Source organism: Tatumella ptyseos ATCC 33301 (assembly GCF_000735525.1).
GTDB classification, from domain to species: domain Bacteria; phylum Pseudomonadota; class Gammaproteobacteria; order Enterobacterales; family Enterobacteriaceae; genus Tatumella; species Tatumella ptyseos.
On record NZ_JMPR01000020.1, the window covers coordinates 58,394 to 74,369 of the forward strand.

At 53.9% G+C, this 15,976-nt stretch carries 11 protein-coding genes and 1 riboswitch; of the genes, 3 read left to right on the forward strand and 8 right to left on the reverse strand.

What is annotated here, in order from left to right:
* Window positions 1-16: 16 nt before the first annotated feature.
* Window positions 17-2,389: an LPS assembly protein LptD gene (gene lptD, locus GTPT_RS05640; protein ID WP_038011043.1), complete on the reverse strand. Its 2,373-nt coding sequence runs from the start codon at window positions 2,387-2,389 to the stop codon at window positions 17-19.
* 179 nt (window positions 2,390-2,568) lie between these two features.
* Here lptD and djlA point away from each other — a divergent pair, with 179 nt between their 5' ends.
* Window positions 2,569-3,381 (forward strand): co-chaperone DjlA, encoded by an 813-nt coding sequence (djlA, locus tag GTPT_RS05645; protein WP_025901209.1) that lies wholly within the window; start codon window positions 2,569-2,571, stop codon window positions 3,379-3,381.
* A gap of 55 nt (window positions 3,382-3,436) precedes the next feature.
* Here djlA and rluA read toward each other — a convergent pair whose 3' ends face one another.
* From rluA to GTPT_RS05660, 3 genes are all read right to left on the reverse strand, one after another.
* Window positions 3,437-4,090: a bifunctional tRNA pseudouridine(32) synthase/23S rRNA pseudouridine(746) synthase RluA gene (gene rluA, locus GTPT_RS05650; protein ID WP_025901210.1), complete on the reverse strand. Its 654-nt coding sequence runs from the start codon at window positions 4,088-4,090 to the stop codon at window positions 3,437-3,439.
* 37 nt (window positions 4,091-4,127) lie between these two features.
* Window positions 4,128-7,034: an RNA polymerase-associated protein RapA gene (gene rapA / locus GTPT_RS05655; RefSeq protein WP_025901211.1), complete on the reverse strand. Its 2,907-nt coding sequence runs from the start codon at window positions 7,032-7,034 to the stop codon at window positions 4,128-4,130.
* A gap of 155 nt (window positions 7,035-7,189) precedes the next feature.
* Window positions 7,190-9,550 carry a DNA polymerase II gene (locus GTPT_RS05660; protein WP_029990246.1) on the reverse strand — a complete coding sequence of 787 codons (2,361 nt, stop codon included), beginning with the start codon at window positions 9,548-9,550 and terminating at the stop codon, window positions 7,190-7,192.
* Window positions 9,551-9,718: 168 nt separating this feature from the next.
* On the opposite strand from GTPT_RS05660, the gene GTPT_RS05665 reads away from it, so the two are divergent.
* Window positions 9,719-10,483 carry a DedA family protein gene (locus GTPT_RS05665; protein ID WP_025901213.1) on the forward strand — a complete coding sequence of 255 codons (765 nt, stop codon included), beginning with the start codon at window positions 9,719-9,721 and terminating at the stop codon, window positions 10,481-10,483.
* Here GTPT_RS05665 and thiQ read toward each other — a convergent pair.
* The 3 genes from thiQ to thiB are packed head-to-tail and all read right to left on the reverse strand — an operon-like array spanning window position 10,460 to window position 13,720.
* On the reverse strand, window positions 10,460-11,164 hold the full coding sequence (gene thiQ, locus GTPT_RS05670; protein ID WP_025901214.1) for a thiamine ABC transporter ATP-binding protein ThiQ: 705 nt from the start codon (window positions 11,162-11,164) through the stop codon (window positions 10,460-10,462). The two genes, GTPT_RS05665 and thiQ, sit on opposite strands and share 24 nt — an antisense overlap.
* Window positions 11,148-12,758, reverse strand: a complete 1,611-nt coding sequence (gene thiP / locus GTPT_RS05675) for a thiamine/thiamine pyrophosphate ABC transporter permease ThiP (RefSeq protein WP_029990244.1) — start codon at window positions 12,756-12,758, stop codon at window positions 11,148-11,150. Before thiP ends, thiQ begins: the two co-directional genes overlap by 17 nt.
* Entirely contained in the window at window positions 12,734-13,720 is a 987-nt protein-coding gene (gene thiB, locus GTPT_RS05680; protein WP_029990243.1) for a thiamine ABC transporter substrate binding subunit, read from the reverse strand. The genes thiP and thiB overlap by 25 nt, the downstream gene beginning before the upstream one ends.
* Before the next feature lie 44 nt (window positions 13,721-13,764).
* Window positions 13,765-13,856: riboswitch (TPP riboswitch) on the reverse strand.
* 270 nt (window positions 13,857-14,126) lie between these two features.
* Between thiB and GTPT_RS05685 the strand changes: the two genes are divergently transcribed.
* Window positions 14,127-15,314 carry an MFS transporter gene (locus tag GTPT_RS05685; protein WP_025901217.1) on the forward strand — a complete coding sequence of 396 codons (1,188 nt, stop codon included), beginning with the start codon at window positions 14,127-14,129 and terminating at the stop codon, window positions 15,312-15,314.
* Window positions 15,315-15,367: 53 nt separating this feature from the next.
* Here GTPT_RS05685 and leuD read toward each other — a convergent pair whose 3' ends face one another.
* Window positions 15,368-15,973, reverse strand: coding sequence for a 3-isopropylmalate dehydratase small subunit (gene leuD / locus GTPT_RS05690; protein WP_025901218.1), 606 nt, complete (start codon window positions 15,971-15,973; stop codon window positions 15,368-15,370).
* Between the last annotated feature and the right edge of the window lie 3 nt (window positions 15,974-15,976).

Consider the following 15,976-nt stretch of genomic DNA (forward strand, 5'->3'; position numbering starts at 1 on the left):
GCCATACATTACAACATCAAAATGCGGACTGATAAGGGATGATCCCCTGGCTCAGCATTTGACGGGTTCCCAGGCCATAGTCAGAACTCAGGCCCCGGAACTCAATGTTGAATGAAATCTGGTTGTCATAATTACTTGTATCGTTTTCCCAGCCATTGATCTTACGCTCATAGCCTAAACGGATGGCATAACAGCAAGAACTGTATTGGACACCTAACAATTGCTCAGCAGGTTTACGGTTACGGGTATCGTAATAGTAAGCGCCGACCACTGACCATGCATCTGCAATCGGCCAGCTGGCGGTGGCACCTGCCTGTGATATTCCGTTTTTGTAAATCGGGCTGCTCAGCAAGGATTCATCGTTCAGTGCCGCAGCAACATACTGAGGACTGCTATAACGATAGCTCAACTGCACTAAGCGGTCAGCATCACGACGATATTCCAGGACAGCATTCCCCTGAGAGACATTGTCCAGTTTGGTGTCATATTGCAGACCGCCACGAACCCCCCAGCGATCACTGATCTTCCAGTAAGTATCTCCGGCCCAGGTCAGGCTCCCTGTACTGTCTTGATCGTCAATTGACGAAATTCCGGTACGTGCAGGGGTAAACGAATATATCTGACCCACAGAAATGTTAAATCGTTCAACCAGATTGCTATCATAAATGCGGGAAGTGACCCCGGTGGCCACCTGATCCGCAGAAGCGATACGATCCAGGCCACTGTAGCTACGGTCACGGAACAGTCCGGTATAGTCCGTTTGCAGTAACGTTGAATCGTAAGGGTAGATATTGCTCTGATTACGATAAGGGACATACAGATACTGAACCCGGGGTTCCAGAGTCTGAGTGTAGCCCGGAGACCAGGTCATATCCCGGTCAAAGACCATACGGCCATCGACTTTGAATTGCGGCATCGTCCGGTTGACGGAATTTGCCAGATTATAGCGTGAACCGCTTTCTGTCAGCGCACCACTGTTGTAATCATCCAGATTATCCTGCTGATAATGTGTCGCCAGCAGTTTGGCTTCGGTATTCAGACTTGCCCAGCCGTTGGATAACGGTAAGTCCAGGGTCGGCTCGATATGTAAACGGGTCGCCTGCGGATAACGCGGGTTGGTGTTGGTAAAACGCGCTATCTGACCAAAGACATGGCCATCAAACGGTCCGATATCATTCTGATACAGGTTAACATCCAGCTGCGGCAGGGTGCGGTAAATATTACTGTTGGTGCGTGAGAACGTCTGGAAATCACGTGTCGATAAGGTGGCATCCCAGTGCGTATCGGCATAGCCAATGCTGAATTTCTGCGATGCATAACCATCTGTCGAGCTGTAGTATTTGGAATCCAGATCGTTAAAGTAGTAAGTATCACTGACCTTGGTGTAGTCAGCATTGAAACGCCAATGCTGATCATAAACACCGGAATGACGCCAGTAAAATAACCAGCGGTCAGAGCTGGCGCTGTCTGCGATCCCCCTGGCGGATTTTTCATTGTTATATTGCTGATCCGAAGGCAGGTAATCCAGCTCCATGAGTCCGCCACCTAACCCTGAAAGATAGCGGAATTCGTTCTGCAGCTGCATACCCCGCTTACTCATATAATGAGGCGTGATGGTGGCATCCATCTGCGGCGAAATATTCCAGTAATAAGGCAACATAAATTCGAAGCCATTATTATTACCGTATCTTGCATTCGGGATCAGGAAGCCTGAACGGCGGCGATCGCCGATCGGCAGTTGCAGATAAGGGCTGTAAAAAACAGGTACCGAGCCGATTTTGAAGCGGGCATTCCAGATTTCTGCCACTTCTTCCTGCCGGTCCTGAATAATTTCAGAACCCACAACACTCCAGCTGTTACTGCCTGGCAGACAGGACGTAAAACTGCCGTTTTCCAGGATAGTGTATCGGTTATTATCGCGCAGTTTCATCTCGGTCGCAGTGCCACGGCCCTGACGTCCGACCATCTGATAATCGCCATTCCAGACGTTGGTATTTTTATTATTCAGATTGCTCCAGGCTTTTGAGCCCTTCAGAATAACCTGATTATCGTCATAATGAACGTTGCCCAGTGCATCGACAGTCCGGGTGGGTGTACTCTGCCCGGGTTGCTCATTCTGATGAAGTTGTATTTCATCGGCCTGAAGCTGACCATTTCCCTGATTGACACTGACTTTACCGGAAAAAACGGAATTATTCGGATACGTCCCTTTTGCCGAGTCAGAATTTATGGTTACGGGCTGCTCATTAGGCGTTCCGCTGGTCAGCGGGCGATTATATGAGGGAACGCCCAGCATACATTGCGACATCAGGTCATCGGCAAGGGTGTGCTGACTGTAGAGCGCTGCACCAATCATCGTGGCAAGCAGGGTAGGTATACGTTTATTCATACGCAGTATCTGGGATTCCGTTAAAACTGGCATCATGCCGACAATTGGGCGAAGACTAACTTACCGCATTATGAAGCTGGTGTTAATCCTGATCTATCCGGTTTGCCGATAGGCGGTTGAGCAAATGACGGGTATGATAATGCAAATTTCGACCTGAAGCATGGCGAATTGAGGAGTTTATGCGCTATTGGGGTAAAGTAATTGGATTTATGGCAGGTCTTCTCTCCGGCGCCGGTTTTTGGGGCGTGGTTCTGGGGATGATGATTGGCCATGCTATCGATAAAGTGATGAGCAGTAAGGGGCAGGGATATTTTTCTGACAACCAGTCACGTCAGAACCTGTTTTTTCGCACGACCTTCCAGGTGATGGGACATCTGACCAAATCGAAAGGACGGGTCACCGAAGCTGATATTCAGATGGCCACAGCGTTTATGGATCGTTTGCAATTGCATGGCGAGTCCCGTCGCTCAGCTCAACAGGCCTTTCGCGAAGGTAAGGACAGTCAGTACCCGTTACGCGAGAAGTTGCGTGAATTTCGCAGCGCCTGTTTCGGTCGTTTTGACCTGATTCGGATGTTTCTGGAAATTCAGGTTCAGGCGGCTTTTGCCGACGGCATTCTGCATCCCAGTGAACGACAGGTCTTATATGTCATTGCCGAAGAACTGGGCATTTCCCGCGGACAGTTTGATCAGTTTCTGCGGATGATGGCGGGAGGTGAGCAGTTCACCGGGGGGAGTTATTCCCGGCAGGAACAGTATCAGCAAGCGCAACGCGGACCGACACTGGAAGATGCCTGCAGTGTGCTGGGCGTCAAGCCGGGCGATGAGCCGACAACCATTAAGCGGGCTTACCGGAAACTGATGAGTGAGCACCATCCGGATAAACTGGTGGCGAAAGGGTTACCGCCGGAAATGATGGAAATGGCGAAACAGAAGACACAAAAAATCCAGTCTGCTTATGACCTGATCCGTAAAGAGAAAGGTTTTAAGTAGTCAGACGGAAGGGCCATTACCCGCGAGGGAAGTGGCCCTTTTTCATGATAGCCGTTCAGAAGCCGGCAGGCTGGCGAAATGTCATCGGCGTACCGTACGCCGGATGCGTGATGGTCAGTGATTCTGCATGCAGTAACAAACGATCTGCCATCGCTAAGGCCTCAGGATGTGCATAGAACCGGTCTCCCAGAATGGGATGGCCCAGCGCCAGCATATGCACCCTGAGCTGATGTGAACGCCCGGTGATGGGTTTTAGTTCGACCCGGCAACTGGCTTCATCACAATAGTCCGTCACCCGCCATTCGGTCTGCGCCGCTTTTCCTGTCTCGAAGCACACTTTCTGCATCGGACGGTTTGGCCAGTCACAGATTAACGGCAGGTCGACCATTCCCTTTTCTGCCTCCGGATGGCCCCAGATGCGGGCAACATAGGTCTTCTGAGGTTCGCGCTCACGGAACTGACGCTTCAGTTCACGTTCAGCCGCTTTGGTCAGGGCGACCACAATTACACCGCTGGTGGCCATATCCAGACGGTGAACCGACTGTGCCGTCGGATAATCACGCTGGACCCTGAGCATGATACTGTCATGGTGTTCCGGCAAACGTCCCGGAACGGACAGCAGCCCGCTCGGTTTATTCACCACCATGATATGGCTATCCTGATAAAGGATATGCAGCCAGGGTTCGCTGGGAGGATTATAGGGTTCCATTCACGTTTCCATCGGGGACCGAAGCCCCCGTAACCGGTTACTGGTGAGTGACAACGATCAGCCGTAAAGCATCCAGTCGCCAGTTTGCCTGAGCCAGACTTTCCATCACTTCCTGACGGTTGGTTTCCAGTGCTTCGACTTCATCGTCACGGATATTCGGGTTAACTGCCTGCAGGGCACGTAACCTGTCCAGCTCAGCCGTCAGCGTCTCGTCCGCCTGACGGCGGGCTTCTTCAATGACGGCCTGAGCATCGGTCACCACGAGTTCTTCACCCCGGGTCAGGATTTGATAAACATCCTGCTGAACCGCATTCACCAGTTTACTACCGGTATGGCGATTAACGGCACTCAGCTGACGGTTAAAGCTTTCAAACTCGACTTTCGCCGCCAGGTTATTACCGGCTTTATCCAGCATCAGACGCAATGGCGTCGGTGGCAGGAATCGGGTCAGTTGCAGGTGCTTAGGTGCCTGAGCTTCAACCACATAGACCAGTTCAACCAGCAAGGTGCCGACCGGCAGTGCTTTATTTTTCAGTAAAGAAATGGCGCTGCTGCCGGTATCACCGGACAGGATCAGGTCCAGACCATTACGGATCAGCGGGTGTTCCCAGGTAATAAATTGGGTATCTTCCCGGGAGAGTGCCTGATCACGGTCAAAGGTGATGGTACAGCCTTCTTCCGGGAGCCCCGGAAAGTCCGGCACCAGCATGTGGTCAGACGGCGTCAGCACAATCAGGTTATCACTGCGGTCATCCTGATTAATACCGACAATATCGAACAGGTTCAGTGCAAAGTTAACCAGTTCGGTATCGTTATCCTGCGCGGCGATAGCTTCAGCTAAACCGACGGCGGCCTCACCGCCGTTAGAGTTCAGCTCCAGCAGACGGTCACGGCCCTGTTCCAGCTGTGATTTCAGAGCATCGTGTTGCTGACGGCAGTCGGCAATAAACTCATCCAGCCCTTCGGTTTTTTCCGGGGCCGCCAGGTATGACAGTAACTGCGGATGCACCTTGTCATAAACTGTTCGTCCGGTCGGGCAGGTATGCTCAAAGGCATCCAGCCCTTCGTGGAACCAGCGCAGTAATACGGCCTGAGCAGTATTCTCCAGCCAGGGAACCAGGATCTGAATATCGTTCTGTTGTCCGATACGATCCAGACGCCCGATACGCTGTTCCAGCAGATCCGGGTTGAAAGGCAGATCAAACATGACCAGACGGCTGGCGAACTGGAAGTTACGTCCTTCTGAACCGATTTCGGAACACAGCAGGACCTGTGCGCCTTCTTCCTGTGAAGCAAAGAACGCCGAAGCCCTGTCACGTTCAATAATAGACAACCCTTCGTGGAAAACGGCGGCACGGATACCTTCCCGCTCACGCAGGTATTGTTCCAGTTGCAGTGCCGTGGCTGCCTTGGCACAAATCACCAGCACTTTCTCTTTACGGTTTTCCAGCAAATAGTCGGTCAGCCATTCGACACGCGGGTCAAAGGCCCACCAGGTACCGGAGTCGCCTTCAAACTCCTGGTAAATCTGCTCAGGGTAGAGCATATCGCGGGCGCGCTCTTCGGCACTTTTACGGCTCCCCATAATTCCGGAGACCTTGATGGCCGTCTGGTATTGCGAGGGCAGCGGCAGACGAAATTGCTGCAGTTGACGTGAAGGAAAGCCTTTCACACCCTGACGGGTATTACGGAACAGAACGCGGCTGGTGCCGTGGCGATCCATCAGCAGAGAAACCAGTTTTTTACGGGCTTCGAGGCGTAGTTCATCGCCGCTGTTTGCCCGTGCGATCAGATCTGAAATGTCCTGGTCACTGATCAGGTCATTGATCATCGCTTCTTCACTGGTCGCGATCGGGGTATCCGCCAGCAGGGAAGTCACGGCATCCGCGACCGGCTGGTATTGCTCCTGCTCTTCAACAAATAACTGATAATCGTGGAAACGGTCCGGATCCAGCAGGCGCAGACGGGCGAAATGGCTTTCCATACCCAGCTGCTCCGGGGTGGCGGTCAGCAGTAACACACCGGGAATATTTTCAGCCAGCTTCTCGACGACCAGGTATTCACGCCCTGGTTTTCCTTCAGACCATGACAGGTGGTGGGCTTCATCGACCACCAGCAGATCCCATTCAGCCTCAGACATCGCTTCCAGGCGCTGCCGGTTCTTACAGGCAAAATCAAGCGAGCAGATGACCAGTTGTTCGGTAAAGAACGGGTTACTGGTATCAAACTGCGCTTCGTTGTAACGGTCATCATCAAACAGCGCAAAGCGCAGATTGAAACGACGCAGCATTTCAACCAGCCACTGATGTTGTAATGTTTCAGGGACTACGATCAGCACACGCTCAGCACGGCCCGCCAGTAGCTGTTGCTGAATGATCATCCCGGCTTCAATGGTTTTTCCGAGGCCCACTTCATCGGCCAGTAACACGCGGGGTGCATGGCGACGACCCACATCGTGGGCGATATGCAGCTGGTGCGGGATCAGGTTAGTCCGCATGCCACGCATACCACTGACGGGCAGGCGATATTGTGCACTCTGATATTTACGGGCGCGGAAACGCAAGGCAAAACGATCCATCCGATCGAGCTGGCCGGCAAATAACCGATCCTGAGGCTTGCTGAATACCAGTTTACTGTCGAGCATGACTTCACGCAGGCTGACATCACTTTCCTGAGTATCCGTACGTGTGCCGGTGTAGGTCATGACGCCGTCATTATCCCGGACACTTTCTACGGTTAACTGCCAGCCTTCATGGCTGGTGATGGTATCGCCCGGGTTAAAAATGACCCGGGTAATAGGAGAATCATTACGGGCATACAGTCTGTTTTCGCCAGTAGCCGGAAAAAGTAAAGTGACCATACGTGCATCGATAGCGACGACCGTCCCCAGTCCAAGTTCACTTTCTGTATCACTAATCCAGCGCTGACCAAGTGTAAAAGGCATAAATAATTAGCTCGATTCTCTTAACGTGTAAAAAGATATTCATGCGCTGCAGGCAATAGCATGGCGACCAGACAAAAGGTCTGGTAAATAAAATGCAGAGCAATGAGATTCAGGGAGGCCGCTATGGTACTGGAAGGCGAGCCATTCGTCACCTATCAAAACAGTCCCAGCTGCCCGGTAATTAGTGTGGTGAAGTCACCGCCGACAAACCCGAGTATTCCGTCCGCCACCGGTTCAAGCTGACGTGTCAGATAATGATCGTAATCCAGCGGGGCGCTCCGTGCATTCAGGGGTTCCGGCCCGCGGGTGGTCATCACATAACGTATTGTCCCGCCTTTCTGATACCGTAAAGGATGTCCGGCCTTACGGGCATAGTCATCTGACAGCCTGGCGGCCCGCGCATGGGGCGGGACATTTCTCTGGTATTCTTCCAGCGGACGTCGTAACCGCTTGCTGTAAATTAATTTATCATCCAGTTCACCCGCCATCAGTTTAGCCACCGTGTCCCGGACGTATTGCTGCCAGGACTGACGGCGGAAAATCAGAGAATAGAGTGTTTGCTGAAACTCTTTGGCCAGCGGGGTCCAGTCAGTTCGGACGGTTTCCAGTCCTTTAAAAATAATCTGGTCCCGGCCATGATGATTCACCCAGCCGGCGTAACGTTTTTTACTGCCCTGTTCGGCCCCCCGGATGGTGGGCATCAGAAAACGGCAATAGTGGGTTTCATATTCGAGCTCAAGGGCGCTGTCCAGCTGAAACTGTTGTGCGAGCTGCTGCTTCCACCAGTCATTAACGCTGGCTGCCAGCTGACGACCAATCTCCTCTGCCCGGGCTTCGCTGTGGGCGGTTTTCAGCCAGACGAAGGTCGAGTCGGTGTCCCCGTAAATCACGCGATACCCCTGTTGTTCAATAAAATCACGGGTCTTCTGCATAATTTCGTGACCGCGCAGGGTAATGGACGAGGCCAGCCGGGGGTCAAAAAACCGGCAGGATGGGGTTCCCAGTACGCCGTAAAACGCGTTCATAATGATTTTCAGCGCCTGAGACAGTGGCTGATTATTCTGCTGTTTTGCCTGCTCACGGTTTTGCCAGATTTGCCCGACAATCTCCGGCAGGCAGAATGTCTGCCGGGAAAAGCGGGCATCCAGAAAGCCGGCGACGGAAGTTTCATCCCCCGGGTGCGCCATCCCTTCCACCAGGCCGACCGGGTCGATCAGAAAGGTTTTGATGATGGAGGGGTACAGACTTTTATAATCCAGCACCAGCACGGAGTCATATAATCCGGGGCTGGAGTCCATCACATATCCCCCGGGGCTGGCGACCGGGGCCACTTCACCGGTATTCGGTGCCACATAACCCGCCCGATGCATCCGCGGAATATAAAGGTGGCTGAAAGAGGCAACGGAGCCGCCGTGACGATCGGCCTGCAGTCCGTTCACACTGCTGCGCTCCAGCAGGAAGGGCATCAGGCGGGTATGGCGGAAGATCCGCGTCACCAGCTCGCAGTCCCGCAGGTTATAACGTGCCAGGGCGGGTTTGTCTGTCGCAAAGCGTTGATTGATCTCCGCCATCCGGTTGCCCGGCTCATCGATAAACTTCCCTTCGCCGAACAGTGCTTGTGAGACATTTTCCAGACTGAAGGAATCAAAATTCATAAAGGCCGATTTAAGTGCTTCAATACCGTCAATGATCAGCCTGCCTGCCGCCTGAGCCATATAGGTCCCGGGCTTGAAGCCATGTTCCCGCCACTCGAGGGGAACACCGCCGCGTCCTGCCAGCAGAGGTATCTGATACCGGTCTGCCTGTTTTTGTAAAACGCGTAAATCGAACTGGATCACATTCCAGCCGATAATGACATCAGGATCGTGTTCGGTGAACCACTGGTTCAGCATTTCCAGCAGTTCCCTGCGGGTACGGGCATACTCCAGGGTGAAATCCACCGCCTTTCCGCCGGGCGTCGGTGGTCCGAGCATCATTACCCGCCGCTCACCGCAGCCCTCAATACCAATGCAGTACAGTTCGCCATGCTCGTTTGTTTCAATATCGAGTGACATCCACGTCAGGGACGGACGATAGTCCGGGTGAGGCTTGAGCCGTGCTTCGTCGATCATACCGTCACGGGCCACGCCGCTGAACCAGACCGGCGCCGTGATAAAGCGTTCCATCAGGTAGCGGTCCGGTGGGCGGATATCGGCTTCGGCTACCGGAATGGCATTTTCCCGTAACAATTTCTCAAGCCGTTGCAGTTGACGATATTGCGGACAATACAGGCCGGCCTGGGGCTGCCGATGAAAATCCAGCAATTGCAGCGGACTCAGCCGGACCTCTTTTTCCCGTGACAGTAACGCCCGGGCTTTTTCGGTGTCGGACTGCGGGATAAAAGCCACCGCCTGCTGCGCGGGCACGCGCACTTTCACCGGCCCGGAATCTGTGGCCAGCCAGAAAGAAAGTTCGATTCCCCGGGGGGTATCCCGCCAGTGACGGGTTAATAAAAAGCCAGCTTGAGGGTTGTTCACAAAGACTCCGGAGCCGCAGAGTCATCAGTATAGCACAGGGGGCAGAGAGCCCGGTGAGGGGAGAGGTGCCGGGATGTTTTGTATCTGTTTGTATTTAACCGAACACTTAGCTTGACGTTCCGGGGCTTGCTCAGGACAATCCAGGCTCAGTTTATTCGAGGAATCTTTATGGAAGTCTGGATCCAACATCTGCTTACCCAATCGCTGGAGTGGGCTCTGTTTGCGGTCGCGGTGGTGACATTTTTTGAGTCACTCGCTCTGGTCGGGTTAGTTCTGCCCGGCACCGTAATGATGGCGAGCCTGGGAGCGTTGATCGGCAGTGGTAAGATCGGGCTGTATCCTGCCTGGGGAGCCGGATTTATCGGGTGCCTGCTGGGAGACTGGATTTCTTTTTATATCGGCTGGCGTTTTAAAGGTCCGCTGCATCGCTGGAAGTATCTGCAAAAGTATCGGAAACTGCTGGATAAAACCGAGCATGCCCTCAACGAACACAGTATTGCGACCATTCTGATCGGCCGTTTTGTCGGCCCGACCCGCCCGCTGATCCCGATGCTGGCGGGAATGCTGGAACTGCCGGTGAAGAAGTTCCTGCCACCGAATATTGCCGGCTGCCTGTTATGGCCTCCGGTGTACCTGTTACCGGGGATACTGGCCGGCGTCGCGATTGATGCACCGCATACCGCTCAGAGCAGCGATTTTAAATGGCTGTTGCTGGCGGAAGCCGTGGTGATTTGGCTGGCGGCATGGACGGGCTGGCGATGGGGCCGCGCTATCAAAAGTAAAAAACCGGCGACCGGATTTTTATCTACGGAACGTTTGCGCTGGCTGGCCCCGTTACTGATTATTCTGGCGATTGGCGGATTTGTCGCACTTCAGTTCCATCCGATGATGCCGGGCTTCCGTCATCTGTTATGGCGGGTCTTCATTGCCTGATCCCGGGACAGTAAAGCCCGGGATCTCTGCGTCGCCAGGGGCATTGACCTCCCGGACGACATGTCCGTCACGGATAACAATGGCCCGGTCCGCGATCCGGCGGATGTCCTCCTGATGGTGGGAGACCATTAACAGGGTGATGTGATGCTCACGGCAGAGCTGATCCGTCAGGGTGATCATTTCCTCTCGCAGGTGCGGGTCTAAGGCCGAAAAGGGTTCGTCCAGCAGCAATAGGGGGCGCTGGCGTAACAAACAACGGGCCAGAGCTACCCGCTGACGCTGTCCGCCGGATAACTGTCCGGGTAAGCGGTCAGCTAAGCCTTCCAGTCCCGTTTGCCGGAGAATATCACTGACCTGTTGTTTCTGACGTGAATTCAGCCGCAGACCCGGGTGCAGACCTAACCCCAGGTTCTGCTGCACGTTCAGATGCGCGAACAGATTATTTTCCTGAAAAAGCATCGAGACCGGACGTTCTGCCGGCGGCAGGCCGGTGCAGTCTTTCCCGTCAATCCATAACTCTCCCCCGGTGACCGGCAAAAAACCCGCGATCAGGCTGAGCAGCGTACTTTTACCGGCGCCGCTTGGGCCGAGGATGGCAAGCCGTTCCCCTTTCGCGGCCTGCAAAGTAAAGCTTAGTGTCCGGGACTGATAACGGTAGCTCAGGTCATTCAGTGTCAGCATGGGTTCCTGCTATTTTTTCGATCAGTGTGAAAAGGATAAAACAGACCAGTAACAGTAAAAAGGCGGTGATGGCACCCTGCTGCTGCCGGTAGGCGCCGATCTGCTGATACAGATAAAACGGCAGGGTCCGGAAATCATCATTGCCGAACAGAGAAATAACGCCGAAATCACCCACCGATAGGACACTGGCAAAGGCCAGTGCCTGGGCCAGGGGACGTTTTAACGCCGGATACTCGATTAACCGCAGTCGCCGCCAGCCGGTAACATCCAGAGACAGGCATAACCGGCTATAGTCGCGGGCGATATCCCGCATCGGGTTATCCAGGATCTTCATAGCGTAAGGCATCGCCATCAGGGCATTGGTGACAATAATGATCAGTGCGGGTGAGTCAGGGATCCCTGTCGTGGCATTAAAAAACATAAAGAAGCCGCTGGCCAGCACAATGCCGGGCATAGCCAGGATCAGCATACCACTGGTTTCCAGCACTCTGGCGGGAAACAGGTGTTCGCGTAAACGCAGCTCACGGCTGCTCCATAGCAACATAACGGTCAGGCCGGTGGCGAGTAAACCCGCCCGCAAGGCAATGCTGACGGAGGTCAGCGTAGCCTGCCAGAGGGCTGGCTGCTGCAGTGAGGGCAGAATATTGCCGTTAATTCCGTTAATGATCACCGCCAGCACCGGGGGGATCAGCAATAGGAGGGCCAGCAGGATCCACACACTGTCAGACAACCGTGCCAGCCAGCGTTGCTCCGGGGCGCGCCAGGGTGACATCAGTGAGGTGTTACCGGTCAGGACGGTATTCAGCCGCAGACTGAGGAGGACCAGTGTCAGACAAAAACCTAACTGAACCAGTGCCAGCATGGCGGCTTTGGCCGGGTCAAAGTCATAGCTCAGGGCCTGATAGATCGCCAGTTCAAGCGTGGTGGCACGGGGGCCGCCCCCCAGCGCAAGGACGATGGCGAAGCTTGAAAAGCAGAGCATAAAAATCAGTGCAGCCACCGGCAGCAACTGGCGTTTAAGCCAGGGCCACTCCAGCCAGCGGAACAGATTCAGTCCCTGCATATTAAGCTGGGCGGCCAGCTGGCGCTGTTCGGCGGGTATTTGTTCAAAGGTCTGTAACAGAAGGCGAGCCGCCAGAGGAAGATTAAAAAAGACATGGGCCAGTAAGATGCCATGCAGCCCGTAGAGCGAGAAGGTATAGGGCAGGCCCAGCCAGGCGCAAGCCTGTGCCAGCCAGCCCTCACGGCCATAGACACTGATAATGCCAAACACTGCCACCAGTACCGGCAATACCAGCGTCATGGCACACAGGCGAAGTAACCATCGTCGTCCCGGGAAGCGACGACGATAGAGTGCTCTGGCCACGGGTATGGCCAGCAGTACAGAGAGGGCAGTGGACAGCGTCGCCTGTTCAAACGAGAAGCGGACGACGTGCCACAGGTAAGGGTCGGAAAGCAGACTCAGCCAGCGCACCTGCGGCGCGTTGCAGAACAGGCTGACCAGCGCCAGTAGTGCGACACTGCAACTTAACAGGGCTGCAAGCAGCCCGGGAATAAGCCAGCGAGGCATTACTGACTCACTGCATTTTGCCAGGCATCCACCCAGGCTTCACGGTGTTCAGCGACCTGTTCAGGGGAATATTGCAGGGCTGTTTTCGGAGTGACCAGTTGCTGATAGCCGGCAGGCAGTGGCATTTTTATGACCGGGTACATCCAGTTGCCTTCCGGCAATGTTTTCTGGAAGTCCGGACTCGTGACAAATTGCATAAACGCTTTTGCCAGTGCGGGCTGCGGGCTGTTTTTCAGGCGCGCGGCAACTTCGACTTCCATATAATGGCCTTCACTGAAATCCGCGGCGGCATAATTATTATTATGCTCTTCAATGATATGGTACGCCGGTGACGTGGTGTAGCTAAGTACCAGATCACTTTCACCTTTCAGGAACAGGCTGTAGGCCTCACTCCAGCCACGGGTCACGGTCACTGTTTTCGCCGCCAGTTTCTTCCAGGCGGCCGGGGCGTTATCACCATAGACTTTCTGCATCCATAACAGCAGGCCCAGTCCCGGTGTACTGGTACGGGGATCTTCATAAATGACGCGCCATTTTTCAGGGCTCTCAACCAGTTGTTTCAGGCTGGTGGGTGGGTTCTTCAGCGTTTTCTTATTGTAGACAAACGCGAAGTAGCCATAGTCATAAGGTACAAACGTTTTGCTGGTCCAGCCGCCCGGTACGGTAAGCTGGCCGGTGCTGACGTCTGACGGGGCGAACAGGCCGGTTTTTTCTGCAGAATCCAGCAGGTTATTATCCAGTCCGACGACCACATCGGCTTTGCTGTGGCGGCCTTCCATGCGCAGGCGGTTGAGCAGAGCCACACCATCGCCCAGAGCGACATACTTCAGCTCGCAGCCACAATGGGCTTCAAAGGCTTTTTTTACCGCCGGGCCGGGGCCCCAGTCTGACGAAAAAGAGTCATAGGTATAGACAGTTAACACAGGTTTGGCGGCCAGTGCCGGGGTGCAGACAACCAGTAAAACGGGCAGAATTTTTTTTAACACTTTGCGCTCCTTGAGGCGTGATTTAGCAAGGCGCAAAGGATCTGAGGGGGCTGACTCTCAAATCCCTACGCCGGTATTAACCGGATCAGGTTCGACGGGTATCTCTCAGCATTCACATGCACCCCGTTGAGAACGGCTTATTCTATGCAATTCTGCCCGGGCGGGGAAGCCCGGAGTGATGTGCGGGCGGCGCTGTTACGATGAAAATACGGGTTCCGGGAGGGCGGGCAGTCATATGTGCATTTACCGGCTGACCGCGGACTGCGGATTTTTGTTATGACCTCCGGTTCTCCGCAGATATTCTGCGGTAAATGTGGCCGTTCCGGTGTAGATTATCTACCGGGCCTGCATTCACGCGAGCAGGAGCCTTAACGCCACTGTTGTCTCACCTCATACGGATGTTTTTATGGAAACCCCTGAAAGGATGCCTGCGAAAGGCAATACCGTATTTATCTTTTTTATGCTGGTCACCTTTTTTGTCAGTATTGCCGGGGCATTGCAGGCTCCCACGCTGAGCTTGTTTCTTAGTCACGAACTGCACGCAAAACCGTTTATGGTCGGCGCATTTTTTACTGTTAATGCAGTGACGGGAATTATTGTCAGCTTTCTGCTGGCCCGACGGTCAGATAAACAGGGAGACAGACGAAATTTACTGATGCTTTGCTGCCTGATGGCGCTCGGCAACGCGATTGTCTTCGCCTTTACCCGCAGTTACTGGGTGCTGATCACACTCGGACTGATACTGTCGGCCTTTTCCACTGTCGTGATGCCTCAGATTTTTGCCCTCGCCCGGGAATATGCGGATCACACTTCCCGTGAAGTGGTGATGTTCAGTTCGCTGATGCGTGCCCAGATGTCACTGGCGTGGGTCATTGGCCCGCCCATTTCTTTTGCGCTGGCCCTGAATTATGGCTTTATTGCGCTCTATCTGGTGGCGGCCTGTTTATTCTTACTGGCGCTCGGGTTTATACGTTTTACTCTGCCTTCCGTACCGAAAGTTTTCCCCCCGACGGATATTGCCCGTAGTGCGGTGACCGGCTGGAAAAACAGCCATGTCCGTCGCCTGTTTATCGCCTCTGTCCTGATGTGGACCTGCAATCTGATGTATATCATCGACATGCCGCTCTATATCAGTCAAACCCTCGGGATGCCGGAGAAAATGGCCGGTGTCTTTATGGGAACAGCCGCGGGGCTGGAAATACCGATCATGCTGCTGGCCGGATTACTGGCTAAACGGATCGGCAAACGTCCACTGGTACTGCTGGCGGTGATGGCCGGGGCACTGTTTTACCCGGGCATGCTGATTTTCCCTACCCGCGGAGCGATGCTGGCTTTACAGCTATTAAATGCTGTTTTTATCGGCATCGTTGCCGGTCTGGTCATGCTCTGGTTCCAGGATCTGATGCCGGGTAAAGCGGGCGCTGCGACGACGATGTTTACCAATTCCGTATCGACCGGGATGATTTTTGCCGGATTATTACAGGGGAGTCTCAGTGACTGGCTGGGACATCGGGCCATTTACTGGCTGGCCTCGGGGCTGATCCTGCTGGCATTGGTACTGATATGGCGGGTGAAAGAGCCTGTTGAGGGCTGATTTACCCCCTCCGGAGGGGAGGGGGAAGTGCTAAAACTGTGGCTCAGTGCGACTTAACGCAGGAAAGCAGGCTGTGCAGACTCGTACGAGGAAATAGCATCTTCATGCTGCAAGGTCAGACCGATGCTATCCAGTCCATTGATCATGCAATGGCGGCGGAAGCTGTCCAGAGTAAACGGATAGACTTTGTCACCGGCAGTGATCACCAGTTTCTCCAGGTCTACGACAAATTCGATGCCCGGTTCGGCTTTCACCAGACGGAACAGCTCGTCCACTTCAGCGTCGGTCAGCGTGACCGGCAAAAGCTGGTTGTTGAAGCTGTTTCCGTAAAAAATATCGGCGAAAGAAGGCGCGATCACCACACGGAATCCAAAGTCAGTCAGCGCCCAGGGGGCATGTTCGCGTGATGATCCGCAGCCAAAGTTTTCACGAGCCAGCAGAATGCTGGCACCTTTAAACTCAGGCTTATTCAGCACAAATTCCGGGTTAGGCACCTGACCGGCATCATCCAGAAAACGCCAGTCATTAAACAGATGTTGCCCGAAACCGGTACGGGTCACTTTCTGTAAAAATTGCTTAGGAATAATGGCATCGGTATCGACGTTAGCCGCATCCAGCGGGGCAACAATGCCGGTATGTTGTGTAAATTTACTGGCCATAAA

What these genes read in the sequence shown, in the direction of transcription:
- lptD (WP_038011043.1), bottom strand. Translation starts at nt 2,389, where the DNA reads ATGAATAAACGTATACCTACCCTGCTTGCCACGATGATTGGTGCAGCG.
- GTPT_RS05665 (WP_025901213.1), top strand. Translation starts at nt 9,719, where the DNA reads ATGGAAGTCTGGATCCAACATCTGCTTACCCAATCGCTGGAGTGGGCT.
- rluA (WP_025901210.1), bottom strand. Translation starts at nt 4,090, where the DNA reads ATGGAACCCTATAATCCTCCCAGCGAACCCTGGCTGCATATCCTTTAT.
- djlA (WP_025901209.1), top strand. Translation starts at nt 2,569, where the DNA reads ATGCGCTATTGGGGTAAAGTAATTGGATTTATGGCAGGTCTTCTCTCC.
- thiQ (WP_025901214.1), bottom strand. Translation starts at nt 11,164, where the DNA reads ATGCTGACACTGAATGACCTGAGCTACCGTTATCAGTCCCGGACACTA.
- leuD (WP_025901218.1), bottom strand. Translation starts at nt 15,973, where the DNA reads ATGGCCAGTAAATTTACACAACATACCGGCATTGTTGCCCCGCTGGAT.
- rapA (WP_025901211.1), bottom strand. Translation starts at nt 7,034, where the DNA reads ATGCCTTTTACACTTGGTCAGCGCTGGATTAGTGATACAGAAAGTGAA.
- GTPT_RS05685 (WP_025901217.1), top strand. Translation starts at nt 14,127, where the DNA reads ATGGAAACCCCTGAAAGGATGCCTGCGAAAGGCAATACCGTATTTATC.